General features: G+C 45.2%; 28 protein-coding genes. 23 read left to right on the top strand and 5 right to left on the bottom strand.

The window, feature by feature from the left end; translation table 11 throughout:
- Window positions 1–100: 100 nt before the first annotated feature.
- The 4 genes from ACHAL6_RS00775 to ACHAL6_RS00760 form a co-directional block, all read right to left on the bottom strand.
- Window positions 101–730, bottom strand: coding sequence for a GDSL-type esterase/lipase family protein (locus tag ACHAL6_RS00775; RefSeq protein ID WP_395268206.1), 630 nt, complete (start codon window positions 728–730; stop codon window positions 101–103).
- 90 nt (window positions 731–820) lie between these two features.
- Window positions 821–1,888, bottom strand: coding sequence for a tyrosine-type recombinase/integrase (locus ACHAL6_RS00770; RefSeq protein WP_395268205.1), 1,068 nt, complete (start codon window positions 1,886–1,888; stop codon window positions 821–823).
- A gap of 57 nt (window positions 1,889–1,945) precedes the next feature.
- Entirely contained in the window at window positions 1,946–2,377 is a 432-nt protein-coding gene (locus ACHAL6_RS00765; protein ID WP_395268204.1) for an ImmA/IrrE family metallo-endopeptidase, read from the bottom strand.
- Window positions 2,378–2,382: 5 nt separating this feature from the next.
- On the bottom strand, window positions 2,383–2,727 hold the full coding sequence (locus tag ACHAL6_RS00760) for a helix-turn-helix domain-containing protein (RefSeq protein WP_395268203.1): 345 nt from the start codon (window positions 2,725–2,727) through the stop codon (window positions 2,383–2,385).
- A 145-nt stretch (window positions 2,728–2,872) separates the two neighbouring features.
- On the opposite strand from ACHAL6_RS00760, the gene ACHAL6_RS00755 reads away from it, so the two are divergent.
- On the top strand, window positions 2,873–3,070 hold the full coding sequence (locus ACHAL6_RS00755) for a helix-turn-helix transcriptional regulator (RefSeq protein ID WP_395268202.1): 198 nt from the start codon (window positions 2,873–2,875) through the stop codon (window positions 3,068–3,070).
- 231 nt (window positions 3,071–3,301) lie between these two features.
- Here ACHAL6_RS00755 and ACHAL6_RS00750 read toward each other — a convergent pair whose 3' ends face one another.
- Complete coding sequence (locus ACHAL6_RS00750; RefSeq protein WP_395268201.1) at window positions 3,302–3,616, bottom strand: hypothetical protein; 315 nt, start codon at window positions 3,614–3,616, stop codon at window positions 3,302–3,304.
- 65 nt (window positions 3,617–3,681) lie between these two features.
- Here ACHAL6_RS00750 and ACHAL6_RS00745 point away from each other — a divergent pair, with 65 nt between their 5' ends.
- The 22 genes from ACHAL6_RS00745 to ACHAL6_RS00640 all read left to right on the top strand — a co-directional run bounded on the left by ACHAL6_RS00745 (window position 3,682) and on the right by ACHAL6_RS00640 (window position 15,442).
- Window positions 3,682–3,936, top strand: coding sequence for a hypothetical protein (locus tag ACHAL6_RS00745; RefSeq protein ID WP_395268200.1), 255 nt, complete (start codon window positions 3,682–3,684; stop codon window positions 3,934–3,936).
- 97 nt (window positions 3,937–4,033) lie between these two features.
- Complete coding sequence (locus ACHAL6_RS00740; RefSeq protein WP_395268199.1) at window positions 4,034–4,264, top strand: hypothetical protein; 231 nt, start codon at window positions 4,034–4,036, stop codon at window positions 4,262–4,264.
- The gene (locus ACHAL6_RS00735) at window positions 4,257–4,406 is read left to right on the top strand and encodes a hypothetical protein (protein ID WP_395268198.1); all 150 of its coding nucleotides are present in this window, start codon (window positions 4,257–4,259) and stop codon (window positions 4,404–4,406) included. The genes ACHAL6_RS00740 and ACHAL6_RS00735 overlap by 8 nt, the downstream gene beginning before the upstream one ends.
- Window positions 4,403–4,603: a hypothetical protein gene (locus ACHAL6_RS00730; protein ID WP_395268197.1), complete on the top strand. Its 201-nt coding sequence runs from the start codon at window positions 4,403–4,405 to the stop codon at window positions 4,601–4,603. Before ACHAL6_RS00735 ends, ACHAL6_RS00730 begins: the two co-directional genes overlap by 4 nt.
- 3 nt (window positions 4,604–4,606) lie before the next feature.
- A complete protein-coding gene (locus ACHAL6_RS00725; protein WP_395268196.1) occupies window positions 4,607–4,903 on the top strand; it encodes a hypothetical protein in 297 nt (98 codons plus the stop codon).
- Complete coding sequence (locus ACHAL6_RS00720) at window positions 4,900–5,121, top strand: hypothetical protein (protein WP_395268195.1); 222 nt, start codon at window positions 4,900–4,902, stop codon at window positions 5,119–5,121. Before ACHAL6_RS00725 ends, ACHAL6_RS00720 begins: the two co-directional genes overlap by 4 nt.
- Window positions 5,118–5,288, top strand: coding sequence for a hypothetical protein (locus ACHAL6_RS00715; RefSeq protein ID WP_395268194.1), 171 nt, complete (start codon window positions 5,118–5,120; stop codon window positions 5,286–5,288). Before ACHAL6_RS00720 ends, ACHAL6_RS00715 begins: the two co-directional genes overlap by 4 nt.
- An 88-nt stretch (window positions 5,289–5,376) precedes the next feature.
- Window positions 5,377–5,754, top strand: coding sequence for a hypothetical protein (locus tag ACHAL6_RS00710; protein WP_395268193.1), 378 nt, complete (start codon window positions 5,377–5,379; stop codon window positions 5,752–5,754).
- Window positions 5,755–6,123 carry a hypothetical protein gene (locus ACHAL6_RS00705; RefSeq protein ID WP_395268192.1) on the top strand — a complete coding sequence of 123 codons (369 nt, stop codon included), beginning with the start codon at window positions 5,755–5,757 and terminating at the stop codon, window positions 6,121–6,123.
- On the top strand, window positions 6,099–7,274 hold the full coding sequence (locus tag ACHAL6_RS00700) for a DUF2800 domain-containing protein (protein WP_395268190.1): 1,176 nt from the start codon (window positions 6,099–6,101) through the stop codon (window positions 7,272–7,274). Before ACHAL6_RS00705 ends, ACHAL6_RS00700 begins: the two co-directional genes overlap by 25 nt.
- A 2-nt stretch (window positions 7,275–7,276) precedes the next feature.
- Complete coding sequence (locus tag ACHAL6_RS00695; protein ID WP_395268189.1) at window positions 7,277–7,672, top strand: hypothetical protein; 396 nt, start codon at window positions 7,277–7,279, stop codon at window positions 7,670–7,672.
- Window positions 7,673–7,690: 18 nt separating this feature from the next.
- Window positions 7,691–8,290, top strand: a complete 600-nt coding sequence (locus tag ACHAL6_RS00690; protein ID WP_395268188.1) for a DUF2815 family protein — start codon at window positions 7,691–7,693, stop codon at window positions 8,288–8,290.
- Between the two features lie 12 nt (window positions 8,291–8,302).
- Window positions 8,303–10,270 carry a DNA polymerase gene (locus ACHAL6_RS00685; RefSeq protein WP_395268187.1) on the top strand — a complete coding sequence of 656 codons (1,968 nt, stop codon included), beginning with the start codon at window positions 8,303–8,305 and terminating at the stop codon, window positions 10,268–10,270.
- 10 nt (window positions 10,271–10,280) lie between these two features.
- A complete protein-coding gene (locus ACHAL6_RS00680; protein ID WP_395268186.1) occupies window positions 10,281–10,463 on the top strand; it encodes a hypothetical protein in 183 nt (60 codons plus the stop codon).
- A 110-nt stretch (window positions 10,464–10,573) separates the two neighbouring features.
- Window positions 10,574–10,948 (top strand): hypothetical protein, encoded by a 375-nt coding sequence (locus ACHAL6_RS00675; protein ID WP_395268185.1) that lies wholly within the window; start codon window positions 10,574–10,576, stop codon window positions 10,946–10,948.
- Window positions 10,948–11,388 (top strand): hypothetical protein, encoded by a 441-nt coding sequence (locus tag ACHAL6_RS00670; protein WP_395268184.1) that lies wholly within the window; start codon window positions 10,948–10,950, stop codon window positions 11,386–11,388. The genes ACHAL6_RS00675 and ACHAL6_RS00670 overlap by 1 nt, the downstream gene beginning before the upstream one ends.
- Window positions 11,385–11,630 carry a hypothetical protein gene (locus tag ACHAL6_RS00665; RefSeq protein WP_395268183.1) on the top strand — a complete coding sequence of 82 codons (246 nt, stop codon included), beginning with the start codon at window positions 11,385–11,387 and terminating at the stop codon, window positions 11,628–11,630. The genes ACHAL6_RS00670 and ACHAL6_RS00665 overlap by 4 nt, the downstream gene beginning before the upstream one ends.
- Before the next feature lie 12 nt (window positions 11,631–11,642).
- Entirely contained in the window at window positions 11,643–11,855 is a 213-nt protein-coding gene (locus ACHAL6_RS00660; protein ID WP_395268182.1) for a hypothetical protein, read from the top strand.
- Complete coding sequence (locus tag ACHAL6_RS00655; protein WP_395268181.1) at window positions 11,846–12,121, top strand: hypothetical protein; 276 nt, start codon at window positions 11,846–11,848, stop codon at window positions 12,119–12,121. The genes ACHAL6_RS00660 and ACHAL6_RS00655 overlap by 10 nt, the downstream gene beginning before the upstream one ends.
- Window positions 12,122–12,123: 2 nt before the next feature.
- A complete protein-coding gene (locus tag ACHAL6_RS00650; RefSeq protein WP_395268180.1) occupies window positions 12,124–12,282 on the top strand; it encodes a hypothetical protein in 159 nt (52 codons plus the stop codon).
- Complete coding sequence (locus tag ACHAL6_RS00645) at window positions 12,269–12,949, top strand: hypothetical protein (protein WP_395268179.1); 681 nt, start codon at window positions 12,269–12,271, stop codon at window positions 12,947–12,949. The genes ACHAL6_RS00650 and ACHAL6_RS00645 overlap by 14 nt, the downstream gene beginning before the upstream one ends.
- 30 nt (window positions 12,950–12,979) lie before the next feature.
- Complete coding sequence (locus tag ACHAL6_RS00640) at window positions 12,980–15,442, top strand: VapE domain-containing protein (protein WP_395268178.1); 2,463 nt, start codon at window positions 12,980–12,982, stop codon at window positions 15,440–15,442.
- The last annotated feature ends 200 nt before the right edge of the window (window positions 15,443–15,642 follow it).

The following is a 15,642-nucleotide window of genomic DNA, read 5'->3' as shown; positions in this document are numbered from 1 at the left end:
AAAATGATGAAACAGAAAAGTCCTATCTGATCTTGCCTGATCGGATAGGACTTTTCGAAAAAAAAGAAAATGGCGAGTTCTCGCCATTTTTCATTCTTCATCATATGGTGTCATAATTGATGATATAGTCTGTGGGGTTTTTGTGCACAAGGATGTAGTTGTACTTATACAGGAATTTATCTGTCATCTTTCTGTGCGCGAATTCGGTCAGATGGATTCCGTCGATATAGTATTTTTCCGGGTTCTCCTCCATGTCTGAACCTATGAATGCACGATTGAAGTCTATGGTGTCAATATGTTCGTCTATGCAGTAGTCTTCAATGAGCCTTCTGAATCGTTTCAGTGTGTTGGCTGAGGATTCGAAAGTCTCCTTCAGGGAAGGATCGTCCTTTATCGCTGTCTCTACATTTAAAAAGGGCGGAAGAAGAACGATGGGTGTAATGCCATTGTTGATACACTGCCTGATCATTTCCTGCACATTGTTGTAGATGTAGTTTGCTGTTCTTCCAGCCAATGCATCATTGGTGCCTGCCAGAATAAATACGGTTTTTGGTGAATGCATGATGACATCCTCATGAAATCTGTTGAGGATATCCGCGGTTGTGTCGCCGTTAACGCCTTTGTTTTCAATATATTCACTGGATTCTTCACAGACCAGATCAAGCCAGCCTTTTCCATCTGGAAGACCGTATCCTGTTACCAGACTATCCCCGATGATTAAGAGTTTCATTTTATCACCACCTGTTAAGGGTATTTTACTACTATAATTCTACACCATTTCTTCTAAAAGTTAAATATTTATTAACAGATTTTGCGCTAATTATTGTTGATTTTCCTGGGCTATTCTGTTATTTGTCTCAGGATTTGTCAAATCTTTTCCGGAGAGGATGTCATCGGCCAGTTTCTGCATGTCCGTATTTACGTGCGCATAGGTGGAAATAACAGTCTCTAACTTATCACCGAGTATGTGCGCAAGGGTCTTGAAATCTATTCCTCTCTGAATGCAGACCGTTGCAAAGCTATGTCTTAAAGAGTGCAGTGTCGTCTCTGGATAACCCTGTTGCTCGAAGGCTTTTTTCACAGCTGTGCTGGATATGAAAGTTTCCAGTAGAAAATCATCTTTGTTTATTGGTATGGGGAGCTTGAGATATTCCTCGATCATGCGGTCATGCATCCGGATAGATCTCTCTCCACCTTCGGATTTCATTACGGCTTTTACTTTATTGCTTTCCGTGCGTTGCTTGTCTATTGTTATCCGTTTAGATTTTAGATTGATTGCTCGAGGTCTCGTTGCCCTAGCCTCTGATATTCTCATACCCGCAAGCCCTGCACAGACAAATAACCATTTGATACCAGGGTTAGGCTCGTTATCGATAAGCTTGATGATCTCGTCAAAGGTAAAGAGCCTAGGCTCACGCTTTGTTTTATCACTTTGCTTGCGTAAAGTGATTTCGTCAAATGGATTGTCCACGTCTATTTTTAATTTTCTAGATGCAAACCTGAAAACTGATTTTCCGAATCCCACCAAAGATTTTGTACCATTATATTTATGAGTGTCATAATAATCAAAGATCAAAGGCGATACATCCTGGTACGTCACCTTTGTGATTTCGGTATGCCAGATTGGTTCCAGATTTTTCAGCCACTGCTTGTAAGCTCTTCTTGTAGATTCCGCTTTCATACCATCTTTGATATAGAGGTCTGCAATCTCCTTAAAAGTCTGTTTATTTCTCTCAGGGGTCTTAATCTTTAACGCAGCTGTATCTCCGGCTCTCTTTGCCTCGCGTTTGGTTTTAAAACCTGACTTACTGCTATGATACTGCCCATCGACTATTATCTGGTAACTCCATGTATCTGATCGTTTACGTGTGGATACGGTGTAGTTCATCTTCCATTCTCCTTTCTAAAAATATAAACATGTGTTCTTTTTAAGGCGAAAAATATATTAGAACCACTTGATAATCTGCAAGTTTGGTTCAAAAACAATCAAATATTTATCTAACTCAACATAGCATCCATATTTCTTCTTGTAGCTTTCAATTGCCTCATGAAAAAAATCTTCTGTGATATTTAGCTTATCTATAAGTTCATATCGAGTAAGTCTTAGTTCAAATCCCTCAATCAGCGCTTCTAGGGGAACGAGATGCTGGTATGCCCACTTTTTCCCTTGAAGCTCGATTTTTCTCTTAACAATATTGTTTTGGTCAAGAATATCGCCACTAGCAGTGTGATAGTGACCGACCTCTTCAGCTAAAATACAGTTTAATTCTGCTTTGTTTTTTATCTCTCTCATATTCAGAATTATTTGATTGCCGGATAAAATCCCTTTAACTTTCTTTACAGGGAAATCATATGACTCCACAATTTCTAATTCCAACTAGATCACTTCCTTTTTGACTTCAGATAATCAATATATTTTCGAACTTCATCCATTTCCTCTTCAGTTAGATCATCGGTCGCATGCGCAGCTAAGACGTCGGAGGTGGTCGGATCTAAAACAGTAGTGGAATCCTTTCTTCCAAGTAAATAATCAACATCAACGTTGAAAAAATCAGCAAAAGCATCGAGGGTTTCAAGGTCTGGAGATCTTGATCCAAGCTCGTAGCCACTAATTGTAGTTCTAGCTATAACTCCACTCTCCATTGTCTTCCCAACTTGAATTCCTAACTCTTCCTGGGTAAGCTTACGCGATTCCCTTAACTGCTTTAATCTTTTAGCGAAATCCATTGATTAACCCTCCTTTTACTTTCTACCAACATTATTACACATAACGCGACATTTTCCAAATAAATTATTCAATGTGCTTGACACGTATTGAGTAGTAAGTTAGACTAGATTCAAGACGCGATTCGCGTACAAGGGAGGTGATAATATGCAAAAGACGATAGGGGAAAAGCTTATATTGCTTAGAGGTGAAAGAACACAAGAGGAAGTCGCAAATAGCGTAGGCATTGCTAGAACGACATTGGCGATGTATGAACAAGATAGACGCATTCCGCGTGATCAAATTAAAATCAGACTTGCTAGCTATTATAGAACTCCAATACAGGATATTTTTTTTGATGAATAATGACTCGAATCGAGTATTATAATCAATATTATAGCCCAAGAAAAGAGGTGAAACATATGAAAACCCTAATACAGATACTATCTGAGCTTCGTGAAATCAAAAAAGAACTCCAGTCTATTGCGAGTAGCCTGGAGCGGGCTCAAATACCTCAACCATCGAAAGTAGGTCGTCTGAGCACTGAGATCAAACTTGATACTGAAGAAATTGTTAGCTCAATTCGTGAATTCTTGGCTAACGAAGAGCGCGTTTGATTTTCTCTTCTGAGTAGTTCTTAACCGCTGCATTCAGCATAGTAGACCAATCCTGAAACTTCGTTTTTTCAGAGATTAGTTTATCAAACTCATCTTCGGGAATAGCTTCAAAATCTTCTTCTGATTCTATATGGTATCCACCATATTCAAGAAGTTCTTCAAGTGAATTGAAACTGGTATACCTACTCATGAAATCTTGAGTAAATAGTTCAGCGAAAGATACAGTACCGTTGACAGATTTAATAGCATCCTCTAATTTATCCAAACCCGACCCAAACTCAATTTTAAATGACATTTAAATCACCTCCTTTCTATATCCAGTATATCGAAAGGAGAGATAAAAGAAAGGAGAAATATAAAATGAAAACTCTCCTCACAAGAAAAGAACTTGCTGAGCGATGGGGAGTAAATGTTACTACAATAGACCGCTACGAGAGAGAAGGGTTGATCCGGAAAAACAAACTGGATAAATTTTCACTCTCCAGTATCGAAAAAATAGAGTATGACGGAACAGATACTCTCCTAAGTAGAAAGGAAAGAGAAATACAGGAACTGAAGCTTGAAAATATAAGGCTTCGAAACAAATTTCAGGAAATAAGAGGCATTCTCGGATGAGCTTTATGAAATACCTGATCTGGCTCTCAAAACTCATCGTCTTCGTGGCCTGCGTGGCTGTGATCATAAAAATCTTAACCAAAGGAGGATTTTAATAATGTGGATTCAAACGCAAAACCTTCGGGAGATTCTGGAGGTAAAACGTATCAAGTTACTGGAAGTAGATGACGACGTCAAGATTCTGGCCAAGCTCGATAGAGAGACCGTAACGCTGGGTGTATACCCTAAAGAGCAGGCGGATTCAGTCGTGGAAGATCTCAAGGACTTCATAAGATTCAGAGACGGCATGTATGTAATGCCAAAGGAATGGGAGGACGAAGATGAATAGAGCGGAGTATATCAGAAGATTATCAGACGAGGAGCTGGCCATGTATCTGTATCACAACAAGAAGAGTACGGGTCTGGGGTACAAGAGGATTACAGAGTGGGTTAAAGAAGAAGTAAAACCGGAGGAGGAAGACAGGAGATGAATGTAGGAAGAAAGCTCACAGGCTTTTGCAACGGATACTTCGGAAGAGATGACTACAATGACAAGATGATTATCTACGAGGGCAGAACATGGATTGTCTGCAAGTACATCGACAGGGACGAGATAACCTGCCTTAACTTCAAGAGTGAAGAAGAGAAGAACCGTATGATTGATAGCTGGGAAGAAGAGGAGGATTAAACCATGGATCTAAAAGGTTTATCGGGAAGTTACACCATAGAAATTGCTGAGATGAAACCAATAAGCGTAGAAGAACAAGAGGAAGTGCGGAGGTATCTCGCAAGGTTAAAAGAATTAAATGTCCTTAGAGTAATAAAGGCAAAAAGGCAGAGCCCTAAGGAAGCTTTCAAGCATGTTGCAGATTTTGCGGCTGGCGAAACACATAAGCGCCAATATTCAAGAGAAGAACTCAAGAAACTCTCAGAAGCGCTGATACTACTCCATGAGTTTTTTGAAAAGTATGAGGAGGAAGAGCGATGAATGAAGAAACCACAAAAAGCACTCTCTTAGCGCTCCATAAAAGAGAGACTGCGCGGTATAACCATGCAATGGCCAAACTGGAAAAAGCGAAACAAGAGATATCCGTGCGGCAGCAGCTACTTAAGTTTGGTACAAACGAGGCGGAACGCTTAAGGGTAAGAATTGAGGTTCTGGAAGAGCTGATGGAAGATACATCAATCGAGGAGGAAATCGAATGAAGACATGGAGATTCATCAAACGTGAAGTGTTATTCGCTGAAGAGCTGACCGACCGCGAGCTGCTGATCTTAGCACTGAAATACACTGTAGCAGCACCTTTCCTGATTATTCTTACCTGGATGATGTTTGGAGCCGGATATGTGCTTCAAGGGATTCTACCATGGTAAAAGACCAAAGAAAAAGGAGCCCTGCCAGGCCCCCAATGGAAATGTTTCTAGCACAATTATAGCACGAAAATTTAAGGAGGAAAAACAAATGGAAATTACTGTAAAAATCGAAGCACCTGGAATCATGGAGGCGTTACTTGCCATAGCAGAACAGATGCAGACCCACAACGCATTACTCGCAGGTAAGCCTGCACCGACCGGGTCCATTACTGTAGGGAAACTGGAGAAGGCCATTGAGATGACTGTCAAAGAAGACAAGCCTAAAGAGGTCGAAGAGGCGAAGGAAGAAGTCAAGGAAACCACAGAGGATATCGATGTGGAGACCACCAGAGCACTGGTGATGTCATCCAAGGCACACAAGGAAAAGGCAAAGGAAGTCATGACTCAGATGGGTGAAAGGAAAATAACTGATCTCAACCAGGAACAGCTGAATGAACTCTATAAGGCGCTGCAGGAGGTTAAATAGATGAGAGATGTTAAAGACTACAAGTCCGAAATTCTACCTATCATCCAGGATATGAGATCAAGAGGCTTCAGTGATCATCTCATTCTACAGACCTTTCAACTGGTCATTGAGGGTATCCCCGCTAGAGAACTGAAACCACTTCTTTCAGTAAAGGTCAATGTTAATGCCGGAAGAGATGATGTGTTCCTGGAAGGAGATCCGGAGTATCTGCTTCATGTAATGGCCTCTCTGATGATCGCATACAGACACAAGACGGATTCCACTTATGGTGAAGGGATGGCGGATCTCATCCTGGAACTGGAACAGCTGGGTAAAGGTCCAATAACGGTAAGGGAGGCTGGAACATGCCAGGAAAACACGCGCTGCTAGGCGCATCAGCCGCACACAGGTGGATGCACTGTCCACCTTCAGCCAGACTCACAGAGGACATGGAGGACAGCTCTTCCATCTTTGCCCAGGAAGGCACTCTGGCACACGAACTCGGAGAGCTGGAGCTGAACTATCAGCTGAAGAACATCACTAAAAGAAAGTACAACGCGGAGCTTAAGAAAATCCAAGCGGATGAGCTCTACTCCGCAGACATGCCGGATCACGTAGGTGTCTATACCGGATATGTCATGGAGCGACTGGCAGAAGCCAAAGCAAGGTCAAAGGATGCCCTGGCGTTCCTGGAACAGAGGCTGGACTTCTCCTCCTGGGTACCCGAGGGATTCGGGACCGGTGACACCGTGATCATATCTGACGGGGTCATAGAGATAGTAGACCTCAAATATGGTAAAGGTGTCGAAGTATCAGCCATAGACAACCCACAAATGATGCTGTATGCCCTGGGCGCATACCACGAATACGATTGGCTTTACGCCCCAGAGAGGGTAAAGATGACCATCGTACAGCCCAGAATCGATAATATCAGCTCTTTCGAGATGACCGTTGAGGATCTTCTGAAATGGGCTGAAGAGGACTGTAAACCCGCCGCAGAAAAAGCATGGAAGGGGGAAGGAGAACTTCAGGCAGGGGATCACTGCAGATTCTGTAAAGTGAGAGCTACCTGCAAAGCCAGAGCGGACTATAACATCACCTTCATCGAATCAAAGCGCAGCGAAGAAAACAAGCTCAAGAAACTTCATCTGCTGCAGCCGGAGGAGATATCCGGAGTCCTGGCTATGGCCATGGAAATCAAGAACTGGCTCAAAGATGTGGAAGAAAGCGCTCTCAACGCGGCACTTGAAGGTGAACGCTATCCAGGATTCAAGCTGGTGGAAGGAAGATCCAACCGGATCATATCAGACATTGAAGAAGCTGTGGCCACTCTGAAGATGGAAGAGTACACCGAGGAACAGATCTATAACATCAAGCTGAAAGGCATCACGGATCTCGAGAAGCTTCTAGGCAAGAAAATGTTCGAACAGCTCCTCGGCCCCTACATCATGAAACCGCCCGGCAAACCAACACTTGTATCTGAAACTGACAAGCGCCCTGAACTTAATTCCGCTGCTGATGACTTCGATTTGGAGGTGTAGACATGAACAAGCCTAAGATAATAGTCCCGGAAATCAACTTCGATTCCGAGATATTTGAGGAAGCCAGGAGGCTGCTCGATCTCAACATAAGAGAAATCCTGCATAAGGTATATAACGGTGAATTTGCAGGAGGAGACATCAGTCTCAAGATCTCATTGTCTCTTATAGATGATTATACGATTCTGCCTACTGATGATCCGGTTACAGGAGAAACCACAGAAACGACCTATGAGTACCGCAGACCTGTCATAGAGTCCACGGTATCCAGGACCCTGAAGAAAGTGTCCAAAGACAAAACATCCTATTCTCCAGCTGTGGAGATTAAAGAGGTAGACGGAGAGTTTGTTCTCCAGGAGCTGCCAAAAGCACAGATCACTATCGACGATTTCGAATTTTAAATATTAGGAGGAAACAAAATGAACAAAGAATTCAAGGCAAAGAGAAACGGAACAAAGGTAACAACAGGAGAGGTAAGACTGAGCTACGCGCATCTGCTTGAGCCTCATGCAATCGAAGAAGGTCAGACAAAGAAGTACAGTGTGTCCCTCATCATCCCTAAAGACGATAAGGAAACACTTAAGCTTATCAAGGAAGCCATTGAAGAAGCCAAGGAAGCAGCAAAGACAAAACTTGCAGGAAAGTCCGGTAAGATTCCGGCAAACCTGAAGATCCCTGTAAGAGATGGAGATGAGGAAAGACCGGATGATGACGCTTATGCAAACAGCTACTTTATAAATGCAAATTCCACCAAGAAACCAAAGATTCTGGAATTCAGGAAGTTTACTTCCGAAGGGAAGATCAAGGCCGACCCGATTGACTCCGAAGAAGACATATACTCTGGTATGTATGGACTCGTAAGTCTCAACTTCTACGCGTTTGACACATCAGGCAACAAGGGCATTGCGGCGGGGCTCGGCAATGTACTCAAGACAGATGAGGGAGACAGATTAGGTGGTGGATCCAGCGCCGAAGAAGACTTCGACCTGGCAGATGACGAAGACGATTTCGAATTTTAGGGGGTGGTCTAATTGACCACAGCTCATATCGATATCGAGACATACTGCGATCTATCACTTAAGGATGTGGGCGTATACAAGTACGCCTCTCATCCTTCTTTTAAAATCTTACTCCTGGCCTATGCCATAGATGATGGTCCTACCAGGATACTGGATCTGGAGAATGGCGATGTCATACCGGACAAGCTGGAAGACATGATCAGGAATACATCCATCAGGAAAGTGGCACACAATGCCCAGTTCGAGAGAGTCTGCTTATGTTACCACCTTAAGACCCGACTGGACCCGAAGAACTGGGATTGCACCATGATCAAAGCTTTAACCCTTGGACTACCTGGAAGTCTGGATGCCGTTTCTAAGGCGCTGGGCTTTCCACAGGACATGCAGAAGCTCATGACAGGCAAGAACCTTATAAGACTCTTCTCGATGCCCAGGAAGCCGTCAAAGAGCAATGGATATCAGACATCCTTCTTTCCGGATGATAAGCCGGATGAGTGGCAGCAGTTTAAAGACTACTGCATCCAGGACGTAGAGGTTGAAAGAAATATTGACAAGGCTCTAGGTAAGTACAGGACAACACCTGATGAGGTGAAGCTCTGGGAGCTGGACCAGCGGATCAATGACAGAGGCGTAGCGCTGGATAAAGACTTTGCTAAAGCCGCGGTAAAGATTGACACCGAGTACCAGGAAGAGACCATGGAGCAGTTCAAGAAAATCACCGGATTAAACAACCCTAAGAGCGTGGCACAGCTCAAGATCTGGCTCAGTGACAAACTAGGTATTGATGTACCCAAAGTCACAAAGGAGACCGTACCGGAGCTGATCAAGGCCGCCAGAGAAAAGAGTATGCCCGAGGTGGTGGAAGCGCTCTCACTGAGACAGGAAACAGCCAAGACAAGCACATCGAAGTATCAGAAGATGCTGGATGTTGTACTGGATGATGGGAGGGCCAGAGGGCTTCTCCAGTTCTACGGAGCTTCCAGGACAGGCAGATGGGCAGGACGTCTCATCCAGGTGCAGAACCTTCCTCAGAACCACATATCAGATCTGGACACGGCACGAAGAATAGTGGCCACAGGAGACGCGGAGCTCCTTGAAATGTCTTATGACAAGGTGCCTAACATACTCAGTCAGCTGATCAGAACCGCCTTTATAGCAAAGTCTGGCCATAGATTTGTGGTGGCCGACTTCTCCGCTATAGAGGCCCGAGTGATTGCCTGGCTATCCGGAGAGGATTGGAGAATGGAGGTCTTCAGGACCCACGGCAAGATCTATGAAGCTTCAGCTTCTCAGATGTTCAAGGTCCCGCTGGAAGAAGTGACAAAGGGGTCACAGCTTCGCCAGAAAGGTAAAGTATCGGAACTGGCCCTTGGTTATCAAGGCGGACCAGGGGCCCTAAGATCCATGGACAGGAAATGGGCCGCCAAGGCATCCGATGAGGAGCTGCAGGAGCTGGTGGATCAATGGAGATCCTCCAACACTGCTATCACTAAATTCTGGAAAGACTGTGAAGCTGGCGCCAAAGAATCAATACGTGAAAACTCAGTGGTGCAGATACAGAAGGGTCTGAAGTTTATAGGAACACCGGAGTATCTCTTCATAGAACTTCCTTCCGGAAGACGATTGGCCTACAGAGAACCAAAACTTGAAGAATCCAAGTATGGAAGCAAGATCACCTATATGGGCCAGAACCAGACCACAAACGCCTGGGAAACTCAGGAAACCTACGGAGGGAAGCTGGTCGAGAACATCGTCCAGGCCACTGCAAGAGATTGCCTGGCCGTATCCATGATACGTGTCGAGGAGGCCGGCTACAAGATCGTAATGCACGTACATGATGAGATCATCGTGGAAGCTTCGAAGGAAGACACGGATGCGCTCAAGAAGATCAGCGCTATCATGGGTAAACCAATCAGCTGGGCCGAAGGACTTCCGCTGAGAGCTGATGCCTATGAGTGCGACTACTATCAGAAAGATTAGGAGGATAGAAATGATTGATACAAACTCAGCTCAGGTAACAAAAGAAGAGATCAATGAAGTAATCAAAGAATTCGAAGATCGGTACAAACACATCACACCCTCAAAGCCCAGGATATTCAAGAAGTCAAAGATCATCCTGGAGGGTCTCAAGTCTCTAAGAAAAGAGATTGAAAACGGAAGGAGGTTCTTATAGTGAATAAAGTAGTAGAGGTTCTTGTTTACTCCTTATTCAGTCTGATACTGATCTATTGCTGCTTCTGGGTGGCCCTTCAGGTCATTCGTCTGTTCTAGGAGGGAAATCGGATGAAGAAGAAAATAAAGAAGAGATACCGATACAAACCACAAAACCTGCCAGCCAAAGTGCAGGAGGGGCCTAAAGTAAACACCTCAAAACCGATATGGGGGTACAGTCCGACAGGAAGAATCGTGTGTGAGGATCCGATGAGAACCCAGACTCCAATGAGAGCTTTCGAGCAGACAGCATCCAGGAAGAGTCTTTCAAACTTTCAGGACCCTTCACAGGTTACACCTATTGTTAGGATGTGTGGCGGATGTGGGGGTCGAGGGTATTTGAGAGCTATGCAGAGAGCAAGCACATTAGATGGTGGTTCGGTGCGGGCCAAAGATAGACTAATAGCATGCTCAGCCTGCCATGGTACAGGTAGGAGGCCCTTGTGATGAATAGAATCAAGAAAGCCCTCCGTAGATGGATGGGGGCGAATGAACTTACTTATAGCGAATTCCTTTGTAGAGAAATTGGAGTGCCGATATTTGAACCACCAATCAATAAAAAGGAGGAAGAAAAGATGAAATGGAAATGTTTTAACTGTGACCAGATCGTTGCGGTAGAAAATAAATGGCCTGACGGGTCCCGGTGCCCTTTCTGCGGTGGAGGACCCATATATGCCATACAGACAATTGCTGAAGTAGAAGAACCTTCTGCCCTCAAACTTATCAACAGGGTGTCAGAAAACGGGAGTTTAGTTTCTGAACATCTGTCAATCGAACCTCCGATGGAGTTGACAATTCAATGGGATGCTAAAGTTTACGGAATGGTCTCGCTGAAGCCCGGAGAGCTTTTGCTGAAGAGGAGAGTTGAGGAGGCGGAAGAGTCATGAATGGATTGAAGGTACGACTCATAGACAAGAAGACCGGATTCACCATGAACGGTATTTATAAAATGAAAACAAGCGACTGCCACGTTGTACAGACGGATGTAGGGACCGATACACTTTTCAGAATTGATGAATGGGACTGCTACCCGTTCGATGAGAGAGAAGAGAAGAACCCTATAGTGCAGTTGGGTAGAGCCATCGACCAAATTGCTAAGGGTCTCGACAAAGCATTCAAACTTAGATAGGAGGGAAGAGGGATGTACAGAAATGAACAGATCAAAGCCCGAGGATGGCTGTGGGAGAAATCGGAAATAAAATCAGCCTGGAACAAGTGCTGGTGTGCCGGATGCAACATAATCAGTATCATGCCATCAAACGTAGCAGACCTGAAACGATGCCCGTCATGCGGGCGCAAGATGTTTAAAGGCGAATATGTACGTAAGATTAAGGAGGATAAGACATGGAAATAACAGTAATCAGTAATGATGTCACATTCACTTTTGACACCGCCCAGCCCATAGAGCCTCAGCTTAAAAAACAGGGGTATGTATTCATGGACAGCTTTGACGGAAGGCTCTCTGAGCAGAGACTAAAGGCACTCAGATCTCTGACCGGTTGCTTTCCTGTAATCAAAACCGAAACCTCACTACTCAGAGAAAAGGAGCAGATGGAGAGGATTGCATCGGAAATCATTAAGAAGGCTCTCTACTGGGCAAAGAAAAAAGGAGTGGAGTAAGGATGAGTAAATACATACTAAGCCTGACAGCTAAGGACCCCCAAGATAACATGGTTTTCGATTGCAGCACCGCACAGGAAGCAAACGAATACAAACGCAAGGCAGAGATCCTGGGATATAAAGTGAAAGTAAGAAAGGAGAAGAGAAATGATCAGAGTTGAACTGATGTATAAAGTCTACGTGTATGAGACCGACTGGCTGATGACAGCAGAAGAATATGAAGAATTCAGGCACCAGGCACAGAACCTGCCTATATTCTTCTCCGGTCCTGTGCTGGATCTCTACCCACGACCGGAAGAAGAGGATCAGGCAGACGAATGCCCGGAATACATCGAGCCACCAACACGAATTGAAGCCACCGATTACGGCACGCCAGGTGGAGATATGACCGTCACAGTGACAGCAGAAAAACAAGGTGAAGATCTGAAAGTCATTGATATGACTGTAGAACTTCCTGAAGTAACAGAATCGTACGAAAATCTTACGAAATCGGAAGAAAAATCACAAGAAACCCAGAAAAAAGACTTCTCTCGCTATATACAGATGTTTAAGGATCATGTTGATGCTAAAGAGATACAGCTTCAAATGATTGACGACTGGGGAATTTCAGAGAGTACCGCAAACAATTACTATTACATGAAAGTGAAAAAGGTTGCAGAGGCAGAAATCGAAGCAGAAAAGAAAGTGCTGGAGAAGGAGCTTGAAAAGAAGCTTGAAAAGAAAGTACAGGTGATCCCTCCGGCGACCTTCGAAAAACCCAAGAACGGGAAATTCTTCAGCGATGAAGACAGAGAACGGATCCAGAAGAAAGTCGGCATCAAGAAATAAATGGCAGTGCAGCACCTAAGGAGGTAGCTAATGATAGACACAGTAAAACAGATAAAGGTCAAACATGACCGGACCCTGGCTATCTCGATAGGCAAGTCGCGTTATGAGACTCGGTGGAAAAGGAAAGAGGTGGAGTGGTCCTATCTCGTATCGAGAATGGGAGACTCCATCCGGACCCCCGAAACCCTGGCGGAGTTCAAGAGACTGTCCAAGGACAAGCAGGGTCAGATCAAAGATATCGGTGGATTCGTTGGAGGGCCACTCAAGGAAGGTCGCAGAAAGGCCGAGAACGTGGCCAATCGAACACTGATCACTCTGGACCTGGATTATGTCAAAGGATCCGCACAGGATATCTGGGACAGCCACACGATGCTGAATGACTACGCAACGGTGATCTACTCCACCCATCAGCACTCACCGGACTCACCCAGGCTCCGACTGATCATACCGCTGAGCCGACCTGCATTGCCTGACGAGTACCAGGCCATCTCCAGGAAGATCGCCCAGGAGATCGGCATAGACATGTTTGATGATACAACCTATGAGCCAGTACGTCTCATGTACTGGCCATCACACCCGAGAGATATAGAGCCTGTATTCCTGTTCCAGGACGGACCCATGCTCGACCCTGACTACTACCTGGATCATTATGAGGACTGGACCGATGTTACGCAGTGGCCGGTTTCCTCCAGGCAGGACGAGGCGATCCAGAAGCTCATGAAGAAGCAGGAGGACCCGCTGACCAAGAAAGGAATCATTGGTGCCTTCTGCAGAGCTTACACGATCCAGGATGCCATGGATAAGTTCCTTCCTGGCGTATATCTGCCTACAAGCTCAGAGAACCGATACACCTTCAACGGTGGCTCAACATTCGGCGGTATGATCGTCTACGATGACCGCTACACATACAGCCATCATGGCACTGACCCGACTACCGGACAGCTGTGCAACGCGTTCGACCTGGTAAGACTTCATAAGTTCGGTCATGAGGATGACAACACGAAACCTGATACACCTGTGGCCAAGCTGCCAAGCTTTACGAAGATGAGTGAGTTTGCCTCAGAGGACGACACGGTCAAGAAGACCATCGGAGAGGAGAGGCTCCGGGAAGCACTGGATGACTTTGACCTGGATGATTCAGGAGAAGATGATCCGGAAGAAGCGGTGGAGCTGGACACGGAGTGGATGGAGAAGTTGGAGATGGTCAAGGACCGATACAAGTCCACGATCAATAATGTAGCCGTGATCCTGGCCAACGATCCGATTCTGAAAGGAAAGCTCAAGTACAACGCCTTTGCCGGAAGGTCCATCATAGCAGGAGCGCTGCCATGGAATAAGGACCGGAAGGAAAGAGACTGGACCGATTCAGACGACTCCGGACTCAGACACTACATGGAAAAGACCTACGACATCACAGGCATCCAGAAGATCTCCGACGGACTGGCGGTGCACTTCACGAAACACAGCTTCCATCCGGTGAGAGACTACTTGGAGACCCTGGAATGGGACGGCATTCCGAGACTGGACTATCTTCTTATCGACTACCTTGGCACACCCGACACGCCGTACCACAGAGCTACTATCAGGATCCACCTGGCAGCGGCCGTGGCCAGAGTCATGAGGCCGGGGTTCAAGTATGACACCATGCTCAGCTTAACGGGTGCCCAGGGCATCGGAAAATCAACATTCATTCGTGTTCTGGGCCGTAACCAGTGGTTTTCGGACAGCCTGACTACCGTGCAGGGTAAAGAAGCCTATGAACAGCTGCAGGGCGTATGGCTACTGGAGATTGCGGAAATGATGGCCACGAAGAAGGCAGAGCAGGAAGCAATCAAACTGTTCCTTTCAAAGACAGAGGATATCTACCGTGAAGCCTATGGCCGCCGTACTGTCCGTCATAAGAGGCAGTGCGTGTTCTTCGCCACCACAAACGACAACGAGTTCCTGAGAGACCGTACAGGGGATAGGCGTTACTGGCCGGTTAAGTGCGGGGAGCAGGAGCCCAAGAAAAGCATATTCGATGACCTTCCGGAAGAGATTGACCAGGTCTGGGCTGAAGCATTAGAGGTTTATAAGGAAATGATTGAAAAGAAGATCATCTTTGATCTACCGATAGAAGTGCTGCAGGAAGCCGCTGCAATCAAGAAAAGACATACAGAGGTCAACGATAATGCTGGTATGGTCTACGAATATCTCCAGATCCCTATTAGCGAGGACTGGTATCAGCTTGATAGGTTCCAGCGCCGGGACTACATCAACAGTTATTCAAAGGATAGCTTTGATGCTGGTGAGGTGCAGAGAGAAAAGGTATGTGTGGCTGAGGTATGGGTGGAGTGCTACGGAGGTGATCCGAAGAATCTCACCCAGCTTAAAAGTAGAGAAATCAATGACATTTTACGAACATTTGACGATTGGGAACAGGCAGCAGGCCCGATGAGGTTTGGATCTGCTTATGGGACCCAAAGAGCATATATCAAGCGTCAACAGATTTAGGTGAAACGTCAACAGTGTCAACAAGTTAACATTTTGTTCATATAATTGATCATAAAAAAGCGTCAACAAGTGTCAACAAGGGCAACAGAAAAAAGCAGTTTGTTGACAACTCTGTTGACAGGTCTAAGCATTGATATAAAAGGGTTTAAGGCACAATGTCAACAAAGTAAACAAAAAATACTTATAAAAGAAAAATAGTA

The organism is Proteiniclasticum sp. C24MP (assembly GCF_043951855.1).
Lineage (GTDB): Bacteria > Bacillota > Clostridia > Clostridiales > Clostridiaceae > Proteiniclasticum.
This window is presented reverse-complemented; position numbering and strand designations above follow the sequence as displayed.

Bases quoted from the DNA above. Each gene is read 5' to 3' on its own strand.
- ACHAL6_RS00775 (WP_395268206.1), bottom strand. From the start codon at position 730: ATGAAACTCTTAATCATCGGGGATAGTCTGGTAACAGGATACGGTCTT.
- ACHAL6_RS00770 (WP_395268205.1), bottom strand. From the start codon at position 1,888: ATGAACTACACCGTATCCACACGTAAACGATCAGATACATGGAGTTAC.
- ACHAL6_RS00760 (WP_395268203.1), bottom strand. From the start codon at position 2,727: ATGGATTTCGCTAAAAGATTAAAGCAGTTAAGGGAATCGCGTAAGCTT.
- ACHAL6_RS00755 (WP_395268202.1), top strand. From the start codon at position 2,873: ATGCAAAAGACGATAGGGGAAAAGCTTATATTGCTTAGAGGTGAAAGA.
- ACHAL6_RS00750 (WP_395268201.1), bottom strand. From the start codon at position 3,616: ATGTCATTTAAAATTGAGTTTGGGTCGGGTTTGGATAAATTAGAGGAT.
- ACHAL6_RS00745 (WP_395268200.1), top strand. From the start codon at position 3,682: ATGAAAACTCTCCTCACAAGAAAAGAACTTGCTGAGCGATGGGGAGTA.
- ACHAL6_RS00740 (WP_395268199.1), top strand. From the start codon at position 4,034: ATGTGGATTCAAACGCAAAACCTTCGGGAGATTCTGGAGGTAAAACGT.
- ACHAL6_RS00735 (WP_395268198.1), top strand. From the start codon at position 4,257: ATGAATAGAGCGGAGTATATCAGAAGATTATCAGACGAGGAGCTGGCC.
- ACHAL6_RS00730 (WP_395268197.1), top strand. From the start codon at position 4,403: ATGAATGTAGGAAGAAAGCTCACAGGCTTTTGCAACGGATACTTCGGA.
- ACHAL6_RS00725 (WP_395268196.1), top strand. From the start codon at position 4,607: ATGGATCTAAAAGGTTTATCGGGAAGTTACACCATAGAAATTGCTGAG.
- ACHAL6_RS00720 (WP_395268195.1), top strand. From the start codon at position 4,900: ATGAATGAAGAAACCACAAAAAGCACTCTCTTAGCGCTCCATAAAAGA.
- ACHAL6_RS00715 (WP_395268194.1), top strand. From the start codon at position 5,118: ATGAAGACATGGAGATTCATCAAACGTGAAGTGTTATTCGCTGAAGAG.
- ACHAL6_RS00710 (WP_395268193.1), top strand. From the start codon at position 5,377: ATGGAAATTACTGTAAAAATCGAAGCACCTGGAATCATGGAGGCGTTA.
- ACHAL6_RS00705 (WP_395268192.1), top strand. From the start codon at position 5,755: ATGAGAGATGTTAAAGACTACAAGTCCGAAATTCTACCTATCATCCAG.
- ACHAL6_RS00700 (WP_395268190.1), top strand. From the start codon at position 6,099: ATGCCAGGAAAACACGCGCTGCTAGGCGCATCAGCCGCACACAGGTGG.
- ACHAL6_RS00695 (WP_395268189.1), top strand. From the start codon at position 7,277: ATGAACAAGCCTAAGATAATAGTCCCGGAAATCAACTTCGATTCCGAG.
- ACHAL6_RS00690 (WP_395268188.1), top strand. From the start codon at position 7,691: ATGAACAAAGAATTCAAGGCAAAGAGAAACGGAACAAAGGTAACAACA.
- ACHAL6_RS00680 (WP_395268186.1), top strand. From the start codon at position 10,281: ATGATTGATACAAACTCAGCTCAGGTAACAAAAGAAGAGATCAATGAA.
- ACHAL6_RS00675 (WP_395268185.1), top strand. From the start codon at position 10,574: ATGAAGAAGAAAATAAAGAAGAGATACCGATACAAACCACAAAACCTG.
- ACHAL6_RS00670 (WP_395268184.1), top strand. From the start codon at position 10,948: ATGAATAGAATCAAGAAAGCCCTCCGTAGATGGATGGGGGCGAATGAA.
- ACHAL6_RS00665 (WP_395268183.1), top strand. From the start codon at position 11,385: ATGAATGGATTGAAGGTACGACTCATAGACAAGAAGACCGGATTCACC.
- ACHAL6_RS00660 (WP_395268182.1), top strand. From the start codon at position 11,643: ATGTACAGAAATGAACAGATCAAAGCCCGAGGATGGCTGTGGGAGAAA.
- ACHAL6_RS00655 (WP_395268181.1), top strand. From the start codon at position 11,846: ATGGAAATAACAGTAATCAGTAATGATGTCACATTCACTTTTGACACC.
- ACHAL6_RS00650 (WP_395268180.1), top strand. From the start codon at position 12,124: ATGAGTAAATACATACTAAGCCTGACAGCTAAGGACCCCCAAGATAAC.
- ACHAL6_RS00645 (WP_395268179.1), top strand. From the start codon at position 12,269: ATGATCAGAGTTGAACTGATGTATAAAGTCTACGTGTATGAGACCGAC.
- ACHAL6_RS00640 (WP_395268178.1), top strand. From the start codon at position 12,980: ATGATAGACACAGTAAAACAGATAAAGGTCAAACATGACCGGACCCTG.